This window comes from Rahnella bonaserana, from assembly GCF_019049675.1.
GTDB lineage: Bacteria > Pseudomonadota > Gammaproteobacteria > Enterobacterales > Enterobacteriaceae > Rahnella > Rahnella bonaserana.
In genome coordinates this window covers 102,442-116,409 of sequence record NZ_JAFMOW010000065.1, presented here as the reverse complement: position 1 = coordinate 116,409, position 13,968 = coordinate 102,442, and the positions used below count along the sequence as shown (strand labels likewise).

Annotated in this window: 12 protein-coding genes; all 12 read left to right on the top strand. The window is 52.4% G+C overall.

Annotation, left to right across the window (positions count from 1 at the left end; translation table 11 throughout):
* Positions 1 to 189 precede the first annotated feature (189 nt).
* The gene (sdhC, locus tag J1778_RS16290; RefSeq protein ID WP_217174068.1) at positions 190 to 579 is read left to right on the top strand and encodes a succinate dehydrogenase cytochrome b556 subunit; all 390 of its coding nucleotides are present in this window, start codon (positions 190 to 192) and stop codon (positions 577 to 579) included.
* The gene (gene sdhD / locus J1778_RS16285) at positions 573 to 920 is read left to right on the top strand and encodes a succinate dehydrogenase membrane anchor subunit (RefSeq protein WP_152326490.1); all 348 of its coding nucleotides are present in this window, start codon (positions 573 to 575) and stop codon (positions 918 to 920) included. The genes sdhC and sdhD overlap by 7 nt, the downstream gene beginning before the upstream one ends.
* Before the next feature lie 3 nt (positions 921 to 923).
* Positions 924 to 2,690 carry a succinate dehydrogenase flavoprotein subunit gene (sdhA, locus tag J1778_RS16280; protein WP_095921203.1) on the top strand — a complete coding sequence of 589 codons (1,767 nt, stop codon included), beginning with the start codon at positions 924 to 926 and terminating at the stop codon, positions 2,688 to 2,690.
* Between the two features lie 19 nt (positions 2,691 to 2,709).
* Complete coding sequence (locus J1778_RS16275; RefSeq protein ID WP_013576440.1) at positions 2,710 to 3,426, top strand: succinate dehydrogenase iron-sulfur subunit; 717 nt, start codon at positions 2,710 to 2,712, stop codon at positions 3,424 to 3,426.
* A 404-nt stretch (positions 3,427 to 3,830) separates the two neighbouring features.
* Complete coding sequence (gene sucA / locus J1778_RS16270; RefSeq protein ID WP_217174067.1) at positions 3,831 to 6,638, top strand: 2-oxoglutarate dehydrogenase E1 component; 2,808 nt, start codon at positions 3,831 to 3,833, stop codon at positions 6,636 to 6,638.
* Positions 6,639 to 6,683: 45 nt separating this feature from the next.
* The gene (odhB, locus tag J1778_RS16265; protein WP_217174066.1) at positions 6,684 to 7,910 is read left to right on the top strand and encodes a 2-oxoglutarate dehydrogenase complex dihydrolipoyllysine-residue succinyltransferase; all 1,227 of its coding nucleotides are present in this window, start codon (positions 6,684 to 6,686) and stop codon (positions 7,908 to 7,910) included.
* Positions 7,911 to 8,010: 100 nt separating this feature from the next.
* A complete protein-coding gene (sucC, locus tag J1778_RS16260; RefSeq protein WP_113876027.1) occupies positions 8,011 to 9,177 on the top strand; it encodes an ADP-forming succinate--CoA ligase subunit beta in 1,167 nt (388 codons plus the stop codon).
* Positions 9,177 to 10,049, top strand: coding sequence for a succinate--CoA ligase subunit alpha (gene sucD, locus J1778_RS16255; protein ID WP_101077378.1), 873 nt, complete (start codon positions 9,177 to 9,179; stop codon positions 10,047 to 10,049). The genes sucC and sucD overlap by 1 nt, the downstream gene beginning before the upstream one ends.
* A gap of 700 nt (positions 10,050 to 10,749) precedes the next feature.
* A complete protein-coding gene (gene cydA, locus J1778_RS16250; protein WP_013576435.1) occupies positions 10,750 to 12,318 on the top strand; it encodes a cytochrome ubiquinol oxidase subunit I in 1,569 nt (522 codons plus the stop codon).
* Between the two features lie 14 nt (positions 12,319 to 12,332).
* Positions 12,333 to 13,472, top strand: coding sequence for a cytochrome d ubiquinol oxidase subunit II (cydB, locus tag J1778_RS16245; protein ID WP_200227033.1), 1,140 nt, complete (start codon positions 12,333 to 12,335; stop codon positions 13,470 to 13,472).
* Positions 13,473 to 13,482: 10 nt separating this feature from the next.
* Positions 13,483 to 13,596: a cytochrome bd-I oxidase subunit CydX gene (cydX, locus tag J1778_RS16240; RefSeq protein WP_013576433.1), complete on the top strand. Its 114-nt coding sequence runs from the start codon at positions 13,483 to 13,485 to the stop codon at positions 13,594 to 13,596.
* A 2-nt stretch (positions 13,597 to 13,598) separates the two neighbouring features.
* Positions 13,599 to 13,892, top strand: a complete 294-nt coding sequence (ybgE, locus tag J1778_RS16235; protein WP_217174065.1) for a cyd operon protein YbgE — start codon at positions 13,599 to 13,601, stop codon at positions 13,890 to 13,892.
* Positions 13,893 to 13,968: the final 76 nt, after the last annotated feature.

The window sequence follows — 13,968 nt, the reverse complement described above, 5'->3', positions numbered from 1 at the left end:
GCTTTTAGCTCAGCTTTCCAAAGTTATTGGTGTTGTGGGAAGACGGCAAGCAACCGAATCCCTATGAGCTGACATAGGTCAGTGATTAGGGTGAGCGCGCGCAGCCAACGCACCCACAGCGACAAGAACGAAGGAAAGGGTGCTGTCTGACATACTGCTCCGGGCCGGAGGGAAAATAATAAGAGCTGTGTGGGCAAAACCGTGAAAAAACAAAGACCTGTCAATCTGGATCTGCAAACGATCCGGTTTCCTGTTACTGCGATAGCGTCCATCTTACACCGAGTCTCTGGCGTAATTACCTTCGTCGCCGTCGGTATCCTCCTCTGGCTGTTAGGCCTGTCTCTCTCTTCTCATGAAGGGTTTGCACATGCTGCCGCCATCATGAATAGCTTCTTCGTCAAATTCATCTTTTGGGGAATACTCACTGCGCTGGCCTATCACGTTTGCGGTGGCATCCGCCATTTGCTGATGGATTTTGGCTATATCGAAGAGAGTTTGGCTGCCGGTACCCGTTCTGCCCAGGTGGCAATCGGTCTGACCGTCGTGCTGTCAATTCTGGCTGGAGTCCTCGTATGGTAAGCAACGTTTCTGCGTTAGGGCGCAATGGTGTGCACGACTGGCTGTTACTGCGTGCTTCCGCAATTATCCTCACCCTGTACATCCTCTATATTCTGGGCTTCGTGGTTCTGGCTCAGGAACTGACATTTGATGTCTGGCATGGCTTCTTCTCTTCCTCCATCACCAAAGTATTCACACTGCTGGCGCTGCTGTCGATTCTGATCCACGCGTGGATCGGCATGTGGCAGGTGTTAACGGACTATGTGAAACCGCTGGCTGTCCGGCTTGTGCTGCAACTGGCCATCGTCGTGACCTTAGTGGTTTACCTACTTTACGGAACAATTGTTGTTTGGGGAGCGTAGTAAATGAATCTGCCAGTCAGAGAGTTTGATGCTGTCGTTATCGGTGCAGGTGGCGCCGGTATGCGTGCCGCATTACAGATTTCACAAATGGGGCTGTCTTGCGCCCTGATTTCAAAAGTCTTCCCGACCCGCTCCCATACGGTGTCAGCGCAGGGCGGTATCACCGTCGCGCTGGGTAACACCCATGAGGATGACTGGGAATGGCACATGTACGACACCGTAAAAGGTTCCGACTATATCGGTGACCAGGACGCCATTGAATATATGTGTAAAACCGGCCCGGAAGCGATTCTGGAACTGGAACACATGGGGCTGCCTTTCTCCCGTCTTGAAGACGGTCGTATTTATCAGCGTCCGTTTGGCGGTCAGTCGAAGAACTTCGGCGGCGAGCAGGCGGCACGTACTGCGGCAGCCGCGGACCGTACTGGTCACGCCTTGCTGCACACGCTGTACCAGCAAAACCTGAAAAACGGCACCACGATTTTCTCTGAATGGTATTCACTGGATTTAGTGAAAAACCAGGACGGCGCGATCGTCGGTTGTACGGCTATCTGTATCGAAACCGGTGAAGTGGTGTACTTCAAAGCCAAAGCGACCGTGCTGGCAACCGGCGGTGCAGGCCGAATTTATCAGTCCACCACTAACGCCCACATTAATACCGGTGACGGTGTCGGCATGGCGCTGCGTGCCGGCGTGCCGGTGCAGGATATGGAAATGTGGCAGTTCCACCCGACCGGTATCGCCGGTGCCGGGGTTCTGGTGACAGAAGGCTGTCGCGGTGAAGGCGGTTATCTGCTTAATAAAGACGGCGAGCGTTTCATGGAACGTTATGCGCCGAATGCGAAAGACCTGGCGGGTCGTGACGTGGTGGCGCGTTCCATTATGATCGAAATCCGTGAAGGCCGTGGCTGTGAAGGTCCGTGGGGCCCGCACGCCAAACTGAAACTTGATCATCTGGGTAAAGACGTTCTGGAATCCCGCCTGCCGGGTATCCTTGAACTGTCCCGTACCTTTGCGCACGTCGATCCGGTGAAAGAGCCGATTCCTGTGATCCCAACCTGCCACTATATGATGGGCGGTATTCCGACCAAAGTGACCGGTCAGGCGCTGCGTGTGAATGCACAAGGTCAGGATGAAGTGATCCCGGGTCTGTTCGCTGTAGGTGAAATCGCCTGCGTATCGGTTCATGGCGCTAACCGTCTGGGCGGTAACTCGCTGCTGGATCTGGTGGTGTTTGGTCGTGCAGCGGGTATGCATCTGCAGGAATCCATCACCGAACAGGGCGAAAGCCGCGATGCGTCTCAGGATGATATCGATGTGTCTCTGGAACGTCTGAACCGCTGGAACAACACCCGTTCAGGTGAAGATCCGGTGGCAATCCGTAAAGACCTGCAATCGTGCATGCAGAACAACTTCTCGGTCTTCCGTGAAGGTGATGCGATGGCGAAAGGTCTGGAAGAACTGAAAGTGATCCGCGAGCGTCTGAAATCAGCGCGTCTGGATGATACTTCTTCAGAATTCAACACTCAGCGCGTCGAGTGTCTGGAGCTGGATAACCTGATGGAAACTGCGTTCTCTACTGCCGTCTCTGCAAACTACCGCACCGAAAGCCGTGGCGCACACAGCCGCTTCGACTTCCCTGAGCGTGATGATGCGAACTGGTTGTGCCATACGCTGTATCAGCCGGAAACAGAAAGCATGACCCGCCGTGAGGTGAACATGCAGCCTAAGCTTCGCGCGGCGTTCCCGCCGAAAGCGCGTACTTACTAGGGCGGAGCGGAGACAGATTATGAAAATTGAATTTTCGATTTATCGCTACAACCCGGACGTCGATGACGTTCCGTACATGAAAGATTATGTGCTGGAAGCGAAAGAAGGGCGCGACATGATGTTGCTCGACGCGCTGATTTTGCTGAAAGAACAGGATCCGACGCTGGCCTTCCGCCGCTCATGCCGTGAAGGTGTTTGTGGCTCAGATGGCGTGAACATGAACGGTAAAAATGGTCTGGCGTGTATCACGCCGGTATCGACGTTGCGTAACGGCAGCAAGAAAATTGTTATCCGTCCGTTGCCGGGGTTACCCGTTGTGCGTGACCTTGTTGTGGACATGGGACAATTCTATAAGCAGTATGAGAAGATTAAACCTTACCTGTTGAATGATGGGAAAAATCCTCCGGCGCGCGAACATTTACAGATGCCGGATGACCGTGAAAAGCTGGACGGATTGTACGAATGTATTCTCTGTGCCTGCTGCTCAACATCCTGTCCTTCGTTCTGGTGGAATCCGGACAAATTTGTCGGTCCGGCAGGCCTTCTGGCCGCTTACCGCTTCCTGATCGACAGTCGCGATACCGAAACACAATCGCGCCTTGACGATCTGAACGATGCTTTCAGCGTATTCCGCTGCCACAGCATCATGAACTGTGTGAGTGTGTGTCCTAAAGGGCTGAACCCGACCAAGGCGATCGGCCATATCAAATCCATGCTTCTACAGCGTGGTGCCTGAGTGGTGTAGGTGACGCAACCAGCGGGAACTCAGGTTCCCGCTGTTATTTAGTTACCCCCGGTTTTGCACTTTCTTTAGTTACAAATGCGTTAACTGAGGCGACGATAGCAAATAAGTAATTTTTTAATAACAAAGTAGCAACAAGTGCAACAAAGTTGCGCCTGACTGGAGTAAGATAGCCGGGTCAAAATGAGGGGATAAAGGAGCAGTAAGGAGCAGAGAATAAAAAGCAGGGCAACTTCAAAAATCAGTCATGCATCTGGCGGATTTCTGAAGGTTCCTTGAAGAGCCAAACGCTCAACCAGCGAACTGTTTTAGTAAGGAAAACCGTTTTACCGCGGTGTATCACGGTCAATATTATTAACCACGGCGAAAACTAAAGCTTCAAAGCTTAAGGGATCACGATGCAGAACGGCGCAATGAAGGCCTGGCTGGATTCCTCCTATCTGGCGGGTGCAAACCAGTCTTACATAGAACAACTCTATGAAGACTACTTAACCGATCCTGGTTCCGTTGACGATAGCTGGCGTTCAATTTTTAAACAGCTACCAACAGTGGGTGTGAAACCAGAGCAACTCCATTCTCAAACACGGGACTACTTCCGCCGCCTGGCGAAAGACGCGTCACGTTATAACTCCTCCATCAGCGATCCGGAAACGGATGCCAAGCAAGTCAAGGTGCTGCAGTTAATCAACGCCTTCCGCTTCCGTGGCCATCAGAACGCGAACCTTGATCCCCTCGGCCTGTGGAAACTGGACGACGTACCTGATCTGGATCCTGCGTTCCATCATCTGACAGAAGCTGATTTCCAGGAGACCTTCAACGTCGGTTCATTTGCCATTGGCAAGGAAACCATGCAGCTCGGCGAGCTGTATAAAGCCCTGAAGCAAACCTATTGCGGATCCATTGGTGCGGAATATATGCACATCACCAACACCGAAGAGAAACGCTGGATCCAACAGCGTATCGAATCCGTGGCCGGGCGTGCGAATTTCACCAATGATGAAAAGAAAACCTTCCTGAAAGAACTGACCGCAGCTGAAGGTCTGGAACGTTATCTGGGCGCGAAATTCCCGGGTGCAAAACGTTTCTCTCTCGAAGGCGGCGATGCGCTGGTTCCAATGCTCAAAGACATGATCCGTCATGCCGGCAAAAATGGAACGCGTGAAGTGGTGCTGGGTATGGCGCACCGCGGTCGTCTGAACGTGCTGATCAACGTGCTGGGGAAAAAACCTCAGGACCTGTTCGACGAATTCTCCGGTAAGCATAAAGAACACCTGGGTACCGGTGACGTGAAATACCACATGGGCTATTCGTCTGATGTGGAAACCGAAGGCGGTATGGTTCACCTGGCGCTGGCGTTTAACCCGTCGCACCTGGAAATCGTCAGCCCGGTTGTCATCGGTTCTGTTCGTGCCCGTCGTGACCGTCTGGACGAAGCGCGCAGCAACATGGTTCTGCCAATCACCATCCACGGTGACGCGGCAATTACCGGTCAGGGTGTGGTTCAGGAAACCCTGAACATGTCGCTGGCACGCGGTTATGAAGTGGGCGGTACCGTGCGTATCGTCATCAATAACCAGGTGGGCTTCACCACCTCGAATCCAAAAGATGCGCGTTCTACCGATTACTGTACTGATATCGCGAAAATGGTGCAGGCACCGATTTTCCACGTCAATGCAGATGATCCTGAAGCGGTCGCTTTCGTGACCCGTCTGGCACTGGATTTCCGTAACACCTTTAAACGTGACGTCATGATCGACCTGGTTTGCTACCGTCGCCACGGCCATAACGAGGCCGACGAACCTAGCGCAACCCAGCCGCTGATGTACACCAAGATCAAGAAACACCCGACGCCACGCAAGATCTACGCTGATGTCCTGACTGAGCAGAATGTTGCCAGCCTCGAAGATGCCACGGAAATGGTCAATCTGTACCGTGATGCGCTGGATGCCGGTGAATGTGTCGTGGAAGAGTGGCGTCAGAATGACATGCACACTTTCACCTGGTCACCGTATCTGAATCACGAGTGGGATGAGCCATACCCGAATAAGGTTGAGCTGAAACGTCTGCAGGAACTGGCGCGTCGCGTCAGCCATGTACCGGATGCGATCGAAATGCAGTCGCGCGTTGCCAAGATTTACGGCGATCGTAACGAGATGGCTGAAGGTAATAAGAAATTCGACTGGGGCGGCGCAGAAAATCTGGCGTACGCTACGCTGGTAGACGAAGGCATTCCGATTCGTCTGTCCGGTGAAGATACCGGTCGCGGGACGTTCTTCCACCGTCATGCGGTTATCCACAATCAGAAAAACGGTTCCGTGTACGTGCCGCTGGCGAATATTCATAACAGCCAGGGCGAGTTCAACGTCTGGGATTCCGTGCTTTCTGAAGAAGCGGTACTGGCCTTTGAATACGGTTATGCCACAGCTGAACCGCGCACCCTGACCATCTGGGAAGCGCAGTTCGGTGACTTCGCCAACGGTGCGCAGGTGGTTATCGACCAGTTCATCAGTTCCGGCGAACAGAAATGGGGCCGCATGTGTGGTCTGGTTATGCTGCTGCCGCACGGCTACGAAGGGCAGGGGCCGGAGCACTCCTCCGCGCGTCTGGAGCGTTATCTGCAACTTTGCGCTGAGCAAAACATGCAGGTGTGTATCCCGTCTACCCCGGCGCAGGTTTACCACATGATCCGTCGTCAGGCACTGCGCGGTATGCGCCGTCCGCTGATCGTGATGTCACCGAAGTCACTGTTGCGTCATCCTCTGGCGGTTTCTACGCTGGAAGAACTGGCCGACGGCAGCTTCCTGCCAGCGATTGGTGAAATTGACGAGCTGGATCCAAAACAGGTTAAGCGCGTGGTGATGTGCTCCGGTAAGGTTTACTACGACCTGCTGGAACAACGTCGCAAAAACGAGCAAACCGATGTGGCGATTGTCCGCATCGAGCAGCTTTACCCGTTCCCGCACAAAGCGATTCAGGAAGTGCTTGAGAAATTCTCACACGTTCATGATTTCGTCTGGTGTCAGGAAGAGCCGCTGAACCAGGGCGCGTGGTATTGCAGCCAGCACAATTTCCGTGAAGTGATTCCTTTCGGGGCTTCTTTACGTTACGCAGGACGCCCGGCCTCTGCCTCTCCGGCAGTCGGCTACATGTCCGTTCACCAGAAGCAACAGCAAGATCTGGTTAACGATGCGCTTAACGTTAAATAACGCGTTGGCGTGAGTTAACACTATGGAACATAAGAAGGATTTATAATGAGTAGCGTAGATATTCTGGTCCCTGACCTTCCTGAATCCGTTGCGGATGCGACGGTTGCCACCTGGCACAAAAAACCGGGCGACAGTGTTGAGCGTGACGATGTACTGGTAGAAATTGAAACCGATAAAGTGGTTCTGGAAGTCCCGGCAAGTGAAGCCGGTATTCTGGACAGCATCATCGAAGACGAAGGCGCCACCGTGATTTCCCGTCAGATTCTGGCGCGTATCCGTCCTGGCAACAGCTCCGGTAAGCCAAGCACTGAGAAAAGCTCCGAAAAAGAAGCGACTCCTGCGGCACGCCACACGGCAGCACTGGAAGAAGAGAACAATGACGCACTCAGCCCGGCTATCCGCCGCCTGATTGCTGAACATTCTCTGGATGCCAGCGCCATTAAAGGCAGCGGTGTCGGCGGTCGTCTGACCCGTGAAGATATCGAACAGCACCTGGCGAAAGCCAAAGACGCCAAACCGGCAGCCGCGCCAGCCGCAGCTCCGGCCGCCAGCGCCGCGCCTGCTCTGGGTTCACGTAGCGAAAAACGTGTTCCTATGACCCGTCTGCGTAAGCGTGTTGCCGAGCGTCTGCTTGAAGCGAAGAACAGCACTGCGATGCTGACCACCTTCAACGAAATCAATATGAAGCCAATCATGGATCTGCGTAAGCAGTACGGTGATGGTTTCGAAAAACGTCACGGCGTGCGTCTGGGCTTCATGTCTTTCTATCTGAAAGCTGTGGTTGAAGCGCTGAAACGCTATCCGGAAGTGAACGCTTCTATTGATGGCGATGATGTGGTTTACCACAACTATTTCGATGTCAGCATCGCTGTATCAACGCCACGTGGTCTGGTTACGCCAGTCCTGCGTGACGTAGATACCCTGGGCATGGCTGATATCGAGAAGCAAATCAAAGAGCTGGCGATTAAAGGTCGTGACGGCAAACTGAAAGTGGAAGAACTGACCGGCGGTAACTTTACGGTGACCAACGGCGGCGTCTTCGGCTCCCTGATGTCCACGCCAATCATCAACCCACCACAGAGTGCGATCCTCGGCATGCATGCCATTAAAGATCGTCCTATGGCGGTTAATGGTCAGGTAGTGATTTTGCCAATGATGTATCTGGCACTGTCCTACGATCACCGTCTGGTGGACGGCCGTGAATCGGTCGGCTTCCTGGTGACCATCAAAGAAATGCTGGAAGATCCGGCTCGTCTGCTGCTGGACGTCTAGTCCCGGCACAGCGAAAGATTAGAGATCGAAAAATCTGCGGCACAGCTCGCTGTGCCCTGATAAGCCTTCCTACTTACCGAATAAGAATGGATAGAACATCATGAATTTACACGAGTATCAGGCGAAACAGCTGTTCCTGCGCTACGGCCTGCCAGCACCATCAGGCTTCGCCTGTTCCACCCCGCGTGAAGCGGAAGAGGCTGCATCGAAAATCGGTGCGGGTCCGTGGGTGGTGAAATGTCAGGTTCATGCCGGTGGCCGCGGTAAAGCGGGCGGCGTGAAAGTGGTTAAAAGCAAAGAAGAAATTCGCGCTTTTGCTGAGCACTGGCTGGGTAAACGTCTGGTCACTTACCAGACAGACGCCAGCGGTCAGCCTGTTAACCAGATCCTGGTTGAAGCAGCAACGGATATCGATCAGGAACTGTACCTCGGTGCGGTAGTGGATCGCAGCTCCCGTCGTGTGGTGTTCATGGCGTCTACAGAAGGCGGCGTGGAAATTGAGAAAGTGGCAGAAGAAACGCCACATCTGATCCATAAAGTAGCTCTGGATCCGCTGGCAGGTCCGCAGCCTTATCAGGGTCGCGAACTGGCTTTCAAACTGGGTCTGACCGGTAAGCAGGTTCAGCAGTTCACTAAGATCTTCATGGGTCTGGCGAACATCTTCCTTGAGCGCGATCTGGCGCTGATCGAAATCAACCCGCTGGTGGTGACCACCGCAGGCGACCTGATCTGCCTCGACGGCAAACTGGGTGCAGACGGTAATGCCTTGTTCCGTCAGCCAGAATTGCGTGAAATGCGCGATTACAGCCAGGAAGATGCCCGTGAATCTCAGGCTGCGCAGTGGGAACTGAACTACGTTGCGCTCGACGGCAACATCGGTTGCATGGTGAACGGTGCCGGTCTGGCAATGGGTACCATGGACATCGTGAAACTGCACGGCGGCGAACCGGCTAACTTCCTGGATGTTGGCGGTGGTGCAACCAAAGAACGCGTGACCGAAGCCTTCAAAATCATCCTTTCTGATGAAAAAGTGAAAGCCGTCTTCGTAAACATCTTCGGCGGTATCGTACGTTGCGACCTGATCGCCGACGGTATCATCGGTGCGGTGGAAGAAGTGGGCGTCAGCGTACCGGTTGTGGTACGTCTTGAAGGTAACAATGCAGAGCTGGGTGCCAAAAAACTGGCAGACAGCGGTTTGAACATCATTGCAGCGACCAGCCTGACGAATGCGGCTCAACAAGTTGTCGCGGCAGTGGAGGGGAAATAATGTCGATTTTAATCAACAAGAATACCAAAGTTATCTGCCAGGGTTTCACTGGTAGCCAGGGCACTTTCCACTCTGAACAAGCTATCGCTTATGGCACAAAAATGGTTGGCGGCGTTACGCCAGGCAAAGGCGGCACCGAGCACCTGGGTCTGCCAGTATTTAACACCGTGCGTGAAGCGGTAGAAACCACCGGCGCAACGGCATCTGTGATTTATGTTCCGGCACCTTTCTGTAAAGATTCCATTCTGGAAGCGCTGGATGCAGGCATTAAACTGATCATCTGTATCACTGAAGGCATCCCGACGCTGGATATGCTGGTGGTTAAAGTGAAACTGGATCAAAGTGATGCCGTGATGATCGGGCCAAACTGCCCGGGCGTTATCACGCCTGGCGAATGCAAAATTGGCATCATGCCTGGCCATATTCATCTGCCAGGCAAAGTGGGCATCGTTTCCCGCTCCGGTACACTGACTTATGAAGCGGTTAAGCAGACGACTGATTATGGTTACGGCCAGTCAACTTGCGTCGGCATCGGTGGTGACCCGATCCCAGGCTCCAACTTCATCGATATCCTGAAGCTGTTCCAGGAAGATCCACAGACTGAAGTGATCGTCATGATCGGTGAAATCGGTGGTAACGCAGAAGAAGAAGCTGCCGCGTACATCAAAGCACATGTGACTAAGCCGGTTGTGGGCTACATTGCCGGTGTGACTGCACCTAAAGGCAAACGTATGGGCCACGCAGGTGCCATCATTGCCGGTGGTAAAGGCACTGCAGACGAGAAATTTGCAGCACTGGAAGCGGCCGGCGTTAAAACCGTTCGCAGCCTGGCAGACATCGGCGAAGCCGTGAAATCTGTCCTGCCGCAATAAGCATTACCTGTCGCGCCGGAAAAATTCCGGTGCGATTTAAGTCGATTTATATAAGAAACTGATTCGACATGTTGGCCGCCTTCGGGTGGCCTTTTTTATTTTAAGCGAAATATTTAACATTCGCTGAATTGAGCTACATTTATTAACACAGCACAATAGGTTCATTGGAAATGAAAGGTTAATAATTAGGTTTCGTCAGGTAGCGAAATAGATATTAATGACAACTATATAAACACAATTAATTAACATTAAAGCCACCCTTAAAGCTCAATGAAACCAACGGTTAACATCCTGAAATATTTTTTTAGAAATTGATGTGGGTAATATAGAAATAAACAAGGAGATAGGCTTAAATTGCGGCAGATCAATTACAGTGATTTTTACTGCTTTGTTCTTAAATTGACCTGTATACGGAAATCCGCTTTGGGTCACTAAAAAACCTATTTAATGTGTGGGATTACTGGCGTAACATATTGGTCCTGTAACATCAGTTTTTTGTATGTTTACTTTTCCCCGTGATTTCGCCTGTTCATCAGCCTTTTACAAGGCTTACTGACCGTGCGCTTTCCGGGTCCAGAGTGCCTGCCGCGGGCATCTCTGTTCTACACACATTTGAATATTGGTAGTCATGAGGCGTTCCGGCAACCGGTTCGTCAAAGATCGCAATTTGGGGTCTTCCTCCGAGGAGCAAGGGGTCAAGATGTTTGATATCGTTGAACTGTCGCGTTTACAGTTTGCTTTAACAGCCATGTACCATTTCCTATTTGTCCCATTAACGCTGGGTATGGCGTTTTTACTGGCAATTATGGAAACGGTTTATGTGCTTTCCGGCAAACAAATCTATAAAGATATGACCAAATTCTGGGGCAAACTCTTTGCAATTAACTTTGCGCTGGGCGTTGCAACCGGTTTAACCATGGAATTCCAGTTCGGTACTAACTGGTCATATTTCTCACATTACGTCGGTGATATCTTCGGTGCGCCTCTGGCGATCGAAGGTTTGATGGCGTTCTTCCTGGAATCCACTTTAGTCGGCCTGTTCTTCTTCGGTTGGGATCGTCTTTCTAAAGTTCAACACATGACAGTGACCTGGTTTGTGGCGCTTGGCTCAAACTTGTCTGCCTTGTGGATCCTGGTGGCGAACGGCTGGATGCAAAACCCGATTGCTTCCACCTTCAACTACGAAACCATGCGTATGGAAATGGTCAGCTTCTCTGAGCTGGTTCTGAACCCGGTTGCGCAGGTTAAATTCGTTCACACCGTAGCGTCCGGCTATGTGACTGGCGCGATGTTCATCCTGGCTATCAGCTCTTACTACCTGCTTAAAGGTCGTGACGTCGGTTTCGCGAAACGCTCATTTGCGATTGCTGCAAGCTTTGGTCTGGCTGCCGTACTTTCCGTTATCGTGCTGGGTGATGAATCCGGTTACGAAATGGGTGACGTGCAGAAAACCAAACTGGCGGCTATCGAAGCAGAGTGGGACACCCAACCTGCACCGGCCAGCTTCACGCTGTTTGGTATGCCTAACCAGGATAAAATGGAAAATGAATATTCTATTCAGATCCCATACCTGCTCGGCCTGATTGCCACCCGTTCTGTTGATACGCCTGTTACCGGGCTGAAAGACCTGATGGCGCAACACGAAGTGCGTATCCGCAATGGTATGAAAGCGTACACCCTGCTGGAAGAACTGCGTTCAGGTAACACTGACCCTAAAGTGCGCAGCGATTTCGAAAATGCTAAGCAGGATCTGGGCTACGGTATGTTGCTTAAGCGCTATACCGACAACCCGGCGGGTGCGACTGACGCACAAATTCAGAAAGCGACCAAAGATTCTATCCCGCGTGTTCTGCCGCTTTACTTCGCATTCCGTATCATGGTTGCCTGCGGCATCCTGATGTTCGTGCTGATTGCGCTGTCCTTCTACACCGTATTGCGCGGCAAGATTGGTCAGAAACGCTGGTTACATCGCGCGGTATTCATCGGCCTTCCATTGCCATGGATTGCTGTCGAAGCGGGTTGGTTCGTGGCCGAATATGGCCGTCAGCCTTGGGCTATTGGTGAGGTGTTACCGACTGCGGTTGCGCACTCTTCACTGACTGTGGGTGATGTACTTTCCTCGATGATCCTCATCTGTGGCCTGTACACCCTGTTCCTGGTTGCTGAAATGTTCCTGATGTTCAAATATGCGCGCCTGGGCCCAAGCAGCCTGAAAACTGGCCGTTATCATTATGAACAAACTTCAGCGCCACTTGAGCAAGCTCGGTAATAGGGAGTCCACTTATGTTTGATTATGAAGTTTTACGGTTCATCTGGTGGGTGCTGATTGGCGTGCTGTTTATCGGCTTCGCAGTCACCGATGGATTTGATATGGGCGTGGGCATTTTGGTGCGCATTATCGGTAAAACCGATACTGATCGCCGCGTGATGATCAACGCCATCGCCCCGCACTGGGACGGTAACCAGGTCTGGCTGATCACCGCCGGTGGTGCATTATTTGCTGCATGGCCGATGGTTTACGCGGCGGCATTCTCCGGCTTCTATGCCGCGATGGTGCTGGTGCTGTGCGCCTTGTTCTTCCGTCCGCTGGGCTTTGACTATCGTTCAAAACTCGAGAGCCCGCGCTGGCGTGGCATGTGGGACTGGGGCATCTTTATCGGCAGCTTCGTGCCTGCACTGGTCTTCGGTGTGGCGTTCGGTAACCTGCTGCTGGGTGTTCCGTTCCACATCGACAGCGATCTGCGTCTGTTCTATACCGGCAATTTGCTGGGCCTGCTGAACCCGTACGGCATTCTGGCCGGTCTGGTCAGCCTGACCATGCTTATCACGCAGGGTGCGACCTATCTGCAAATGCGTACCGTGGGTGAATTGCACCTGCGTACCCGCACCGCGTCGCAGATTTCTGCGCTGGTGATGATGGTGTGCTTCCTGCTGGCAGGTATCTGGTTAGTGAAAGGGATTGATGGCTTCACCGTGACGTCTGTTATGGACCACGCCGGCCCGTCTAATCCGCTGCGCAAAACGGTGTCTCATGAAGCAGGTGCATGGCTGGCTAACTTCAACAAGACCCCTGGTCTGTGGGCGATCCCTGCACTGGGTGTGATTTTGCCGCTGCTGACCATTTTGTTCTCACGCATGAACAAAGCGGCGCTGGCATTCATCAGTAACTCACTGACTATCGCTTGTGTGATCCTGACTGCAGGTATCACTATGTTCCCGTTCGTGATGCCGTCAATCACTGAGCCGAACGCCAGCCTGACTATGTGGGATGCGACATCCACCTTGCTGACGCTCAGAGTGATGACCGTTGTTGCCTGTATCTTTGTGCCAATCATCCTGATTTACACCTCATGGGCGTATTACAAGATGTTCGGTCGCCTCGATAAACACTACATCGAGAACAACAAGCATTCGTTGTATTAAGGAGAACACCATGTGGTATTTTGCCTGGATCCTCGGCACCTTACTGGCTTGCTCATTCGGTATCATTACCGCGCTGGCGTTTGAACACAGCGAAGCCAATAAAGCGGCTAAAGAAGAGAAGTAGAAATGAGTGTGATCGTGGATAAACTCTACGCCATCACAGACAAGGGCCCCTTGCGGGCCCTTTCGCTTGTGATGTCACTGGTGCTTGCCGGCTGTGTGTTCTGGAAACCGGGCATGTTTGCTTCGTCAACCAGTCAGCTCGAAGTCTGGCACGGTATCATTCTGATATGGGCAGTCTGTGCCGGTGTGATCCACGGCCTTGGCTTTCGTCCGCATAAATCGGTGTGGAAGGCGTTCTTCTCTCCGATACTTGCTATGATTGCGCTGGCCGCAGGACTTTTTTACTTTTTCAGCTGATTCTTTGCTGAAATAAAAGACAAATTTACAGTAATCGTCCTATGGGCCGCTCTGGCCCATAATTATTTTCGTTCCA

What these genes read in the sequence shown, in the direction of transcription:
- sdhD (WP_152326490.1), top strand. Translation starts at nt 573, where the DNA reads ATGGTAAGCAACGTTTCTGCGTTAGGGCGCAATGGTGTGCACGACTGG.
- sdhA (WP_095921203.1), top strand. Translation starts at nt 924, where the DNA reads ATGAATCTGCCAGTCAGAGAGTTTGATGCTGTCGTTATCGGTGCAGGT.
- J1778_RS16275 (WP_013576440.1), top strand. Translation starts at nt 2,710, where the DNA reads ATGAAAATTGAATTTTCGATTTATCGCTACAACCCGGACGTCGATGAC.
- sucA (WP_217174067.1), top strand. Translation starts at nt 3,831, where the DNA reads ATGCAGAACGGCGCAATGAAGGCCTGGCTGGATTCCTCCTATCTGGCG.
- odhB (WP_217174066.1), top strand. Translation starts at nt 6,684, where the DNA reads ATGAGTAGCGTAGATATTCTGGTCCCTGACCTTCCTGAATCCGTTGCG.
- sucC (WP_113876027.1), top strand. Translation starts at nt 8,011, where the DNA reads ATGAATTTACACGAGTATCAGGCGAAACAGCTGTTCCTGCGCTACGGC.
- sucD (WP_101077378.1), top strand. Translation starts at nt 9,177, where the DNA reads ATGTCGATTTTAATCAACAAGAATACCAAAGTTATCTGCCAGGGTTTC.
- cydA (WP_013576435.1), top strand. Translation starts at nt 10,750, where the DNA reads ATGTTTGATATCGTTGAACTGTCGCGTTTACAGTTTGCTTTAACAGCC.
- cydB (WP_200227033.1), top strand. Translation starts at nt 12,333, where the DNA reads ATGTTTGATTATGAAGTTTTACGGTTCATCTGGTGGGTGCTGATTGGC.
- cydX (WP_013576433.1), top strand. Translation starts at nt 13,483, where the DNA reads ATGTGGTATTTTGCCTGGATCCTCGGCACCTTACTGGCTTGCTCATTC.
- ybgE (WP_217174065.1), top strand. Translation starts at nt 13,599, where the DNA reads ATGAGTGTGATCGTGGATAAACTCTACGCCATCACAGACAAGGGCCCC.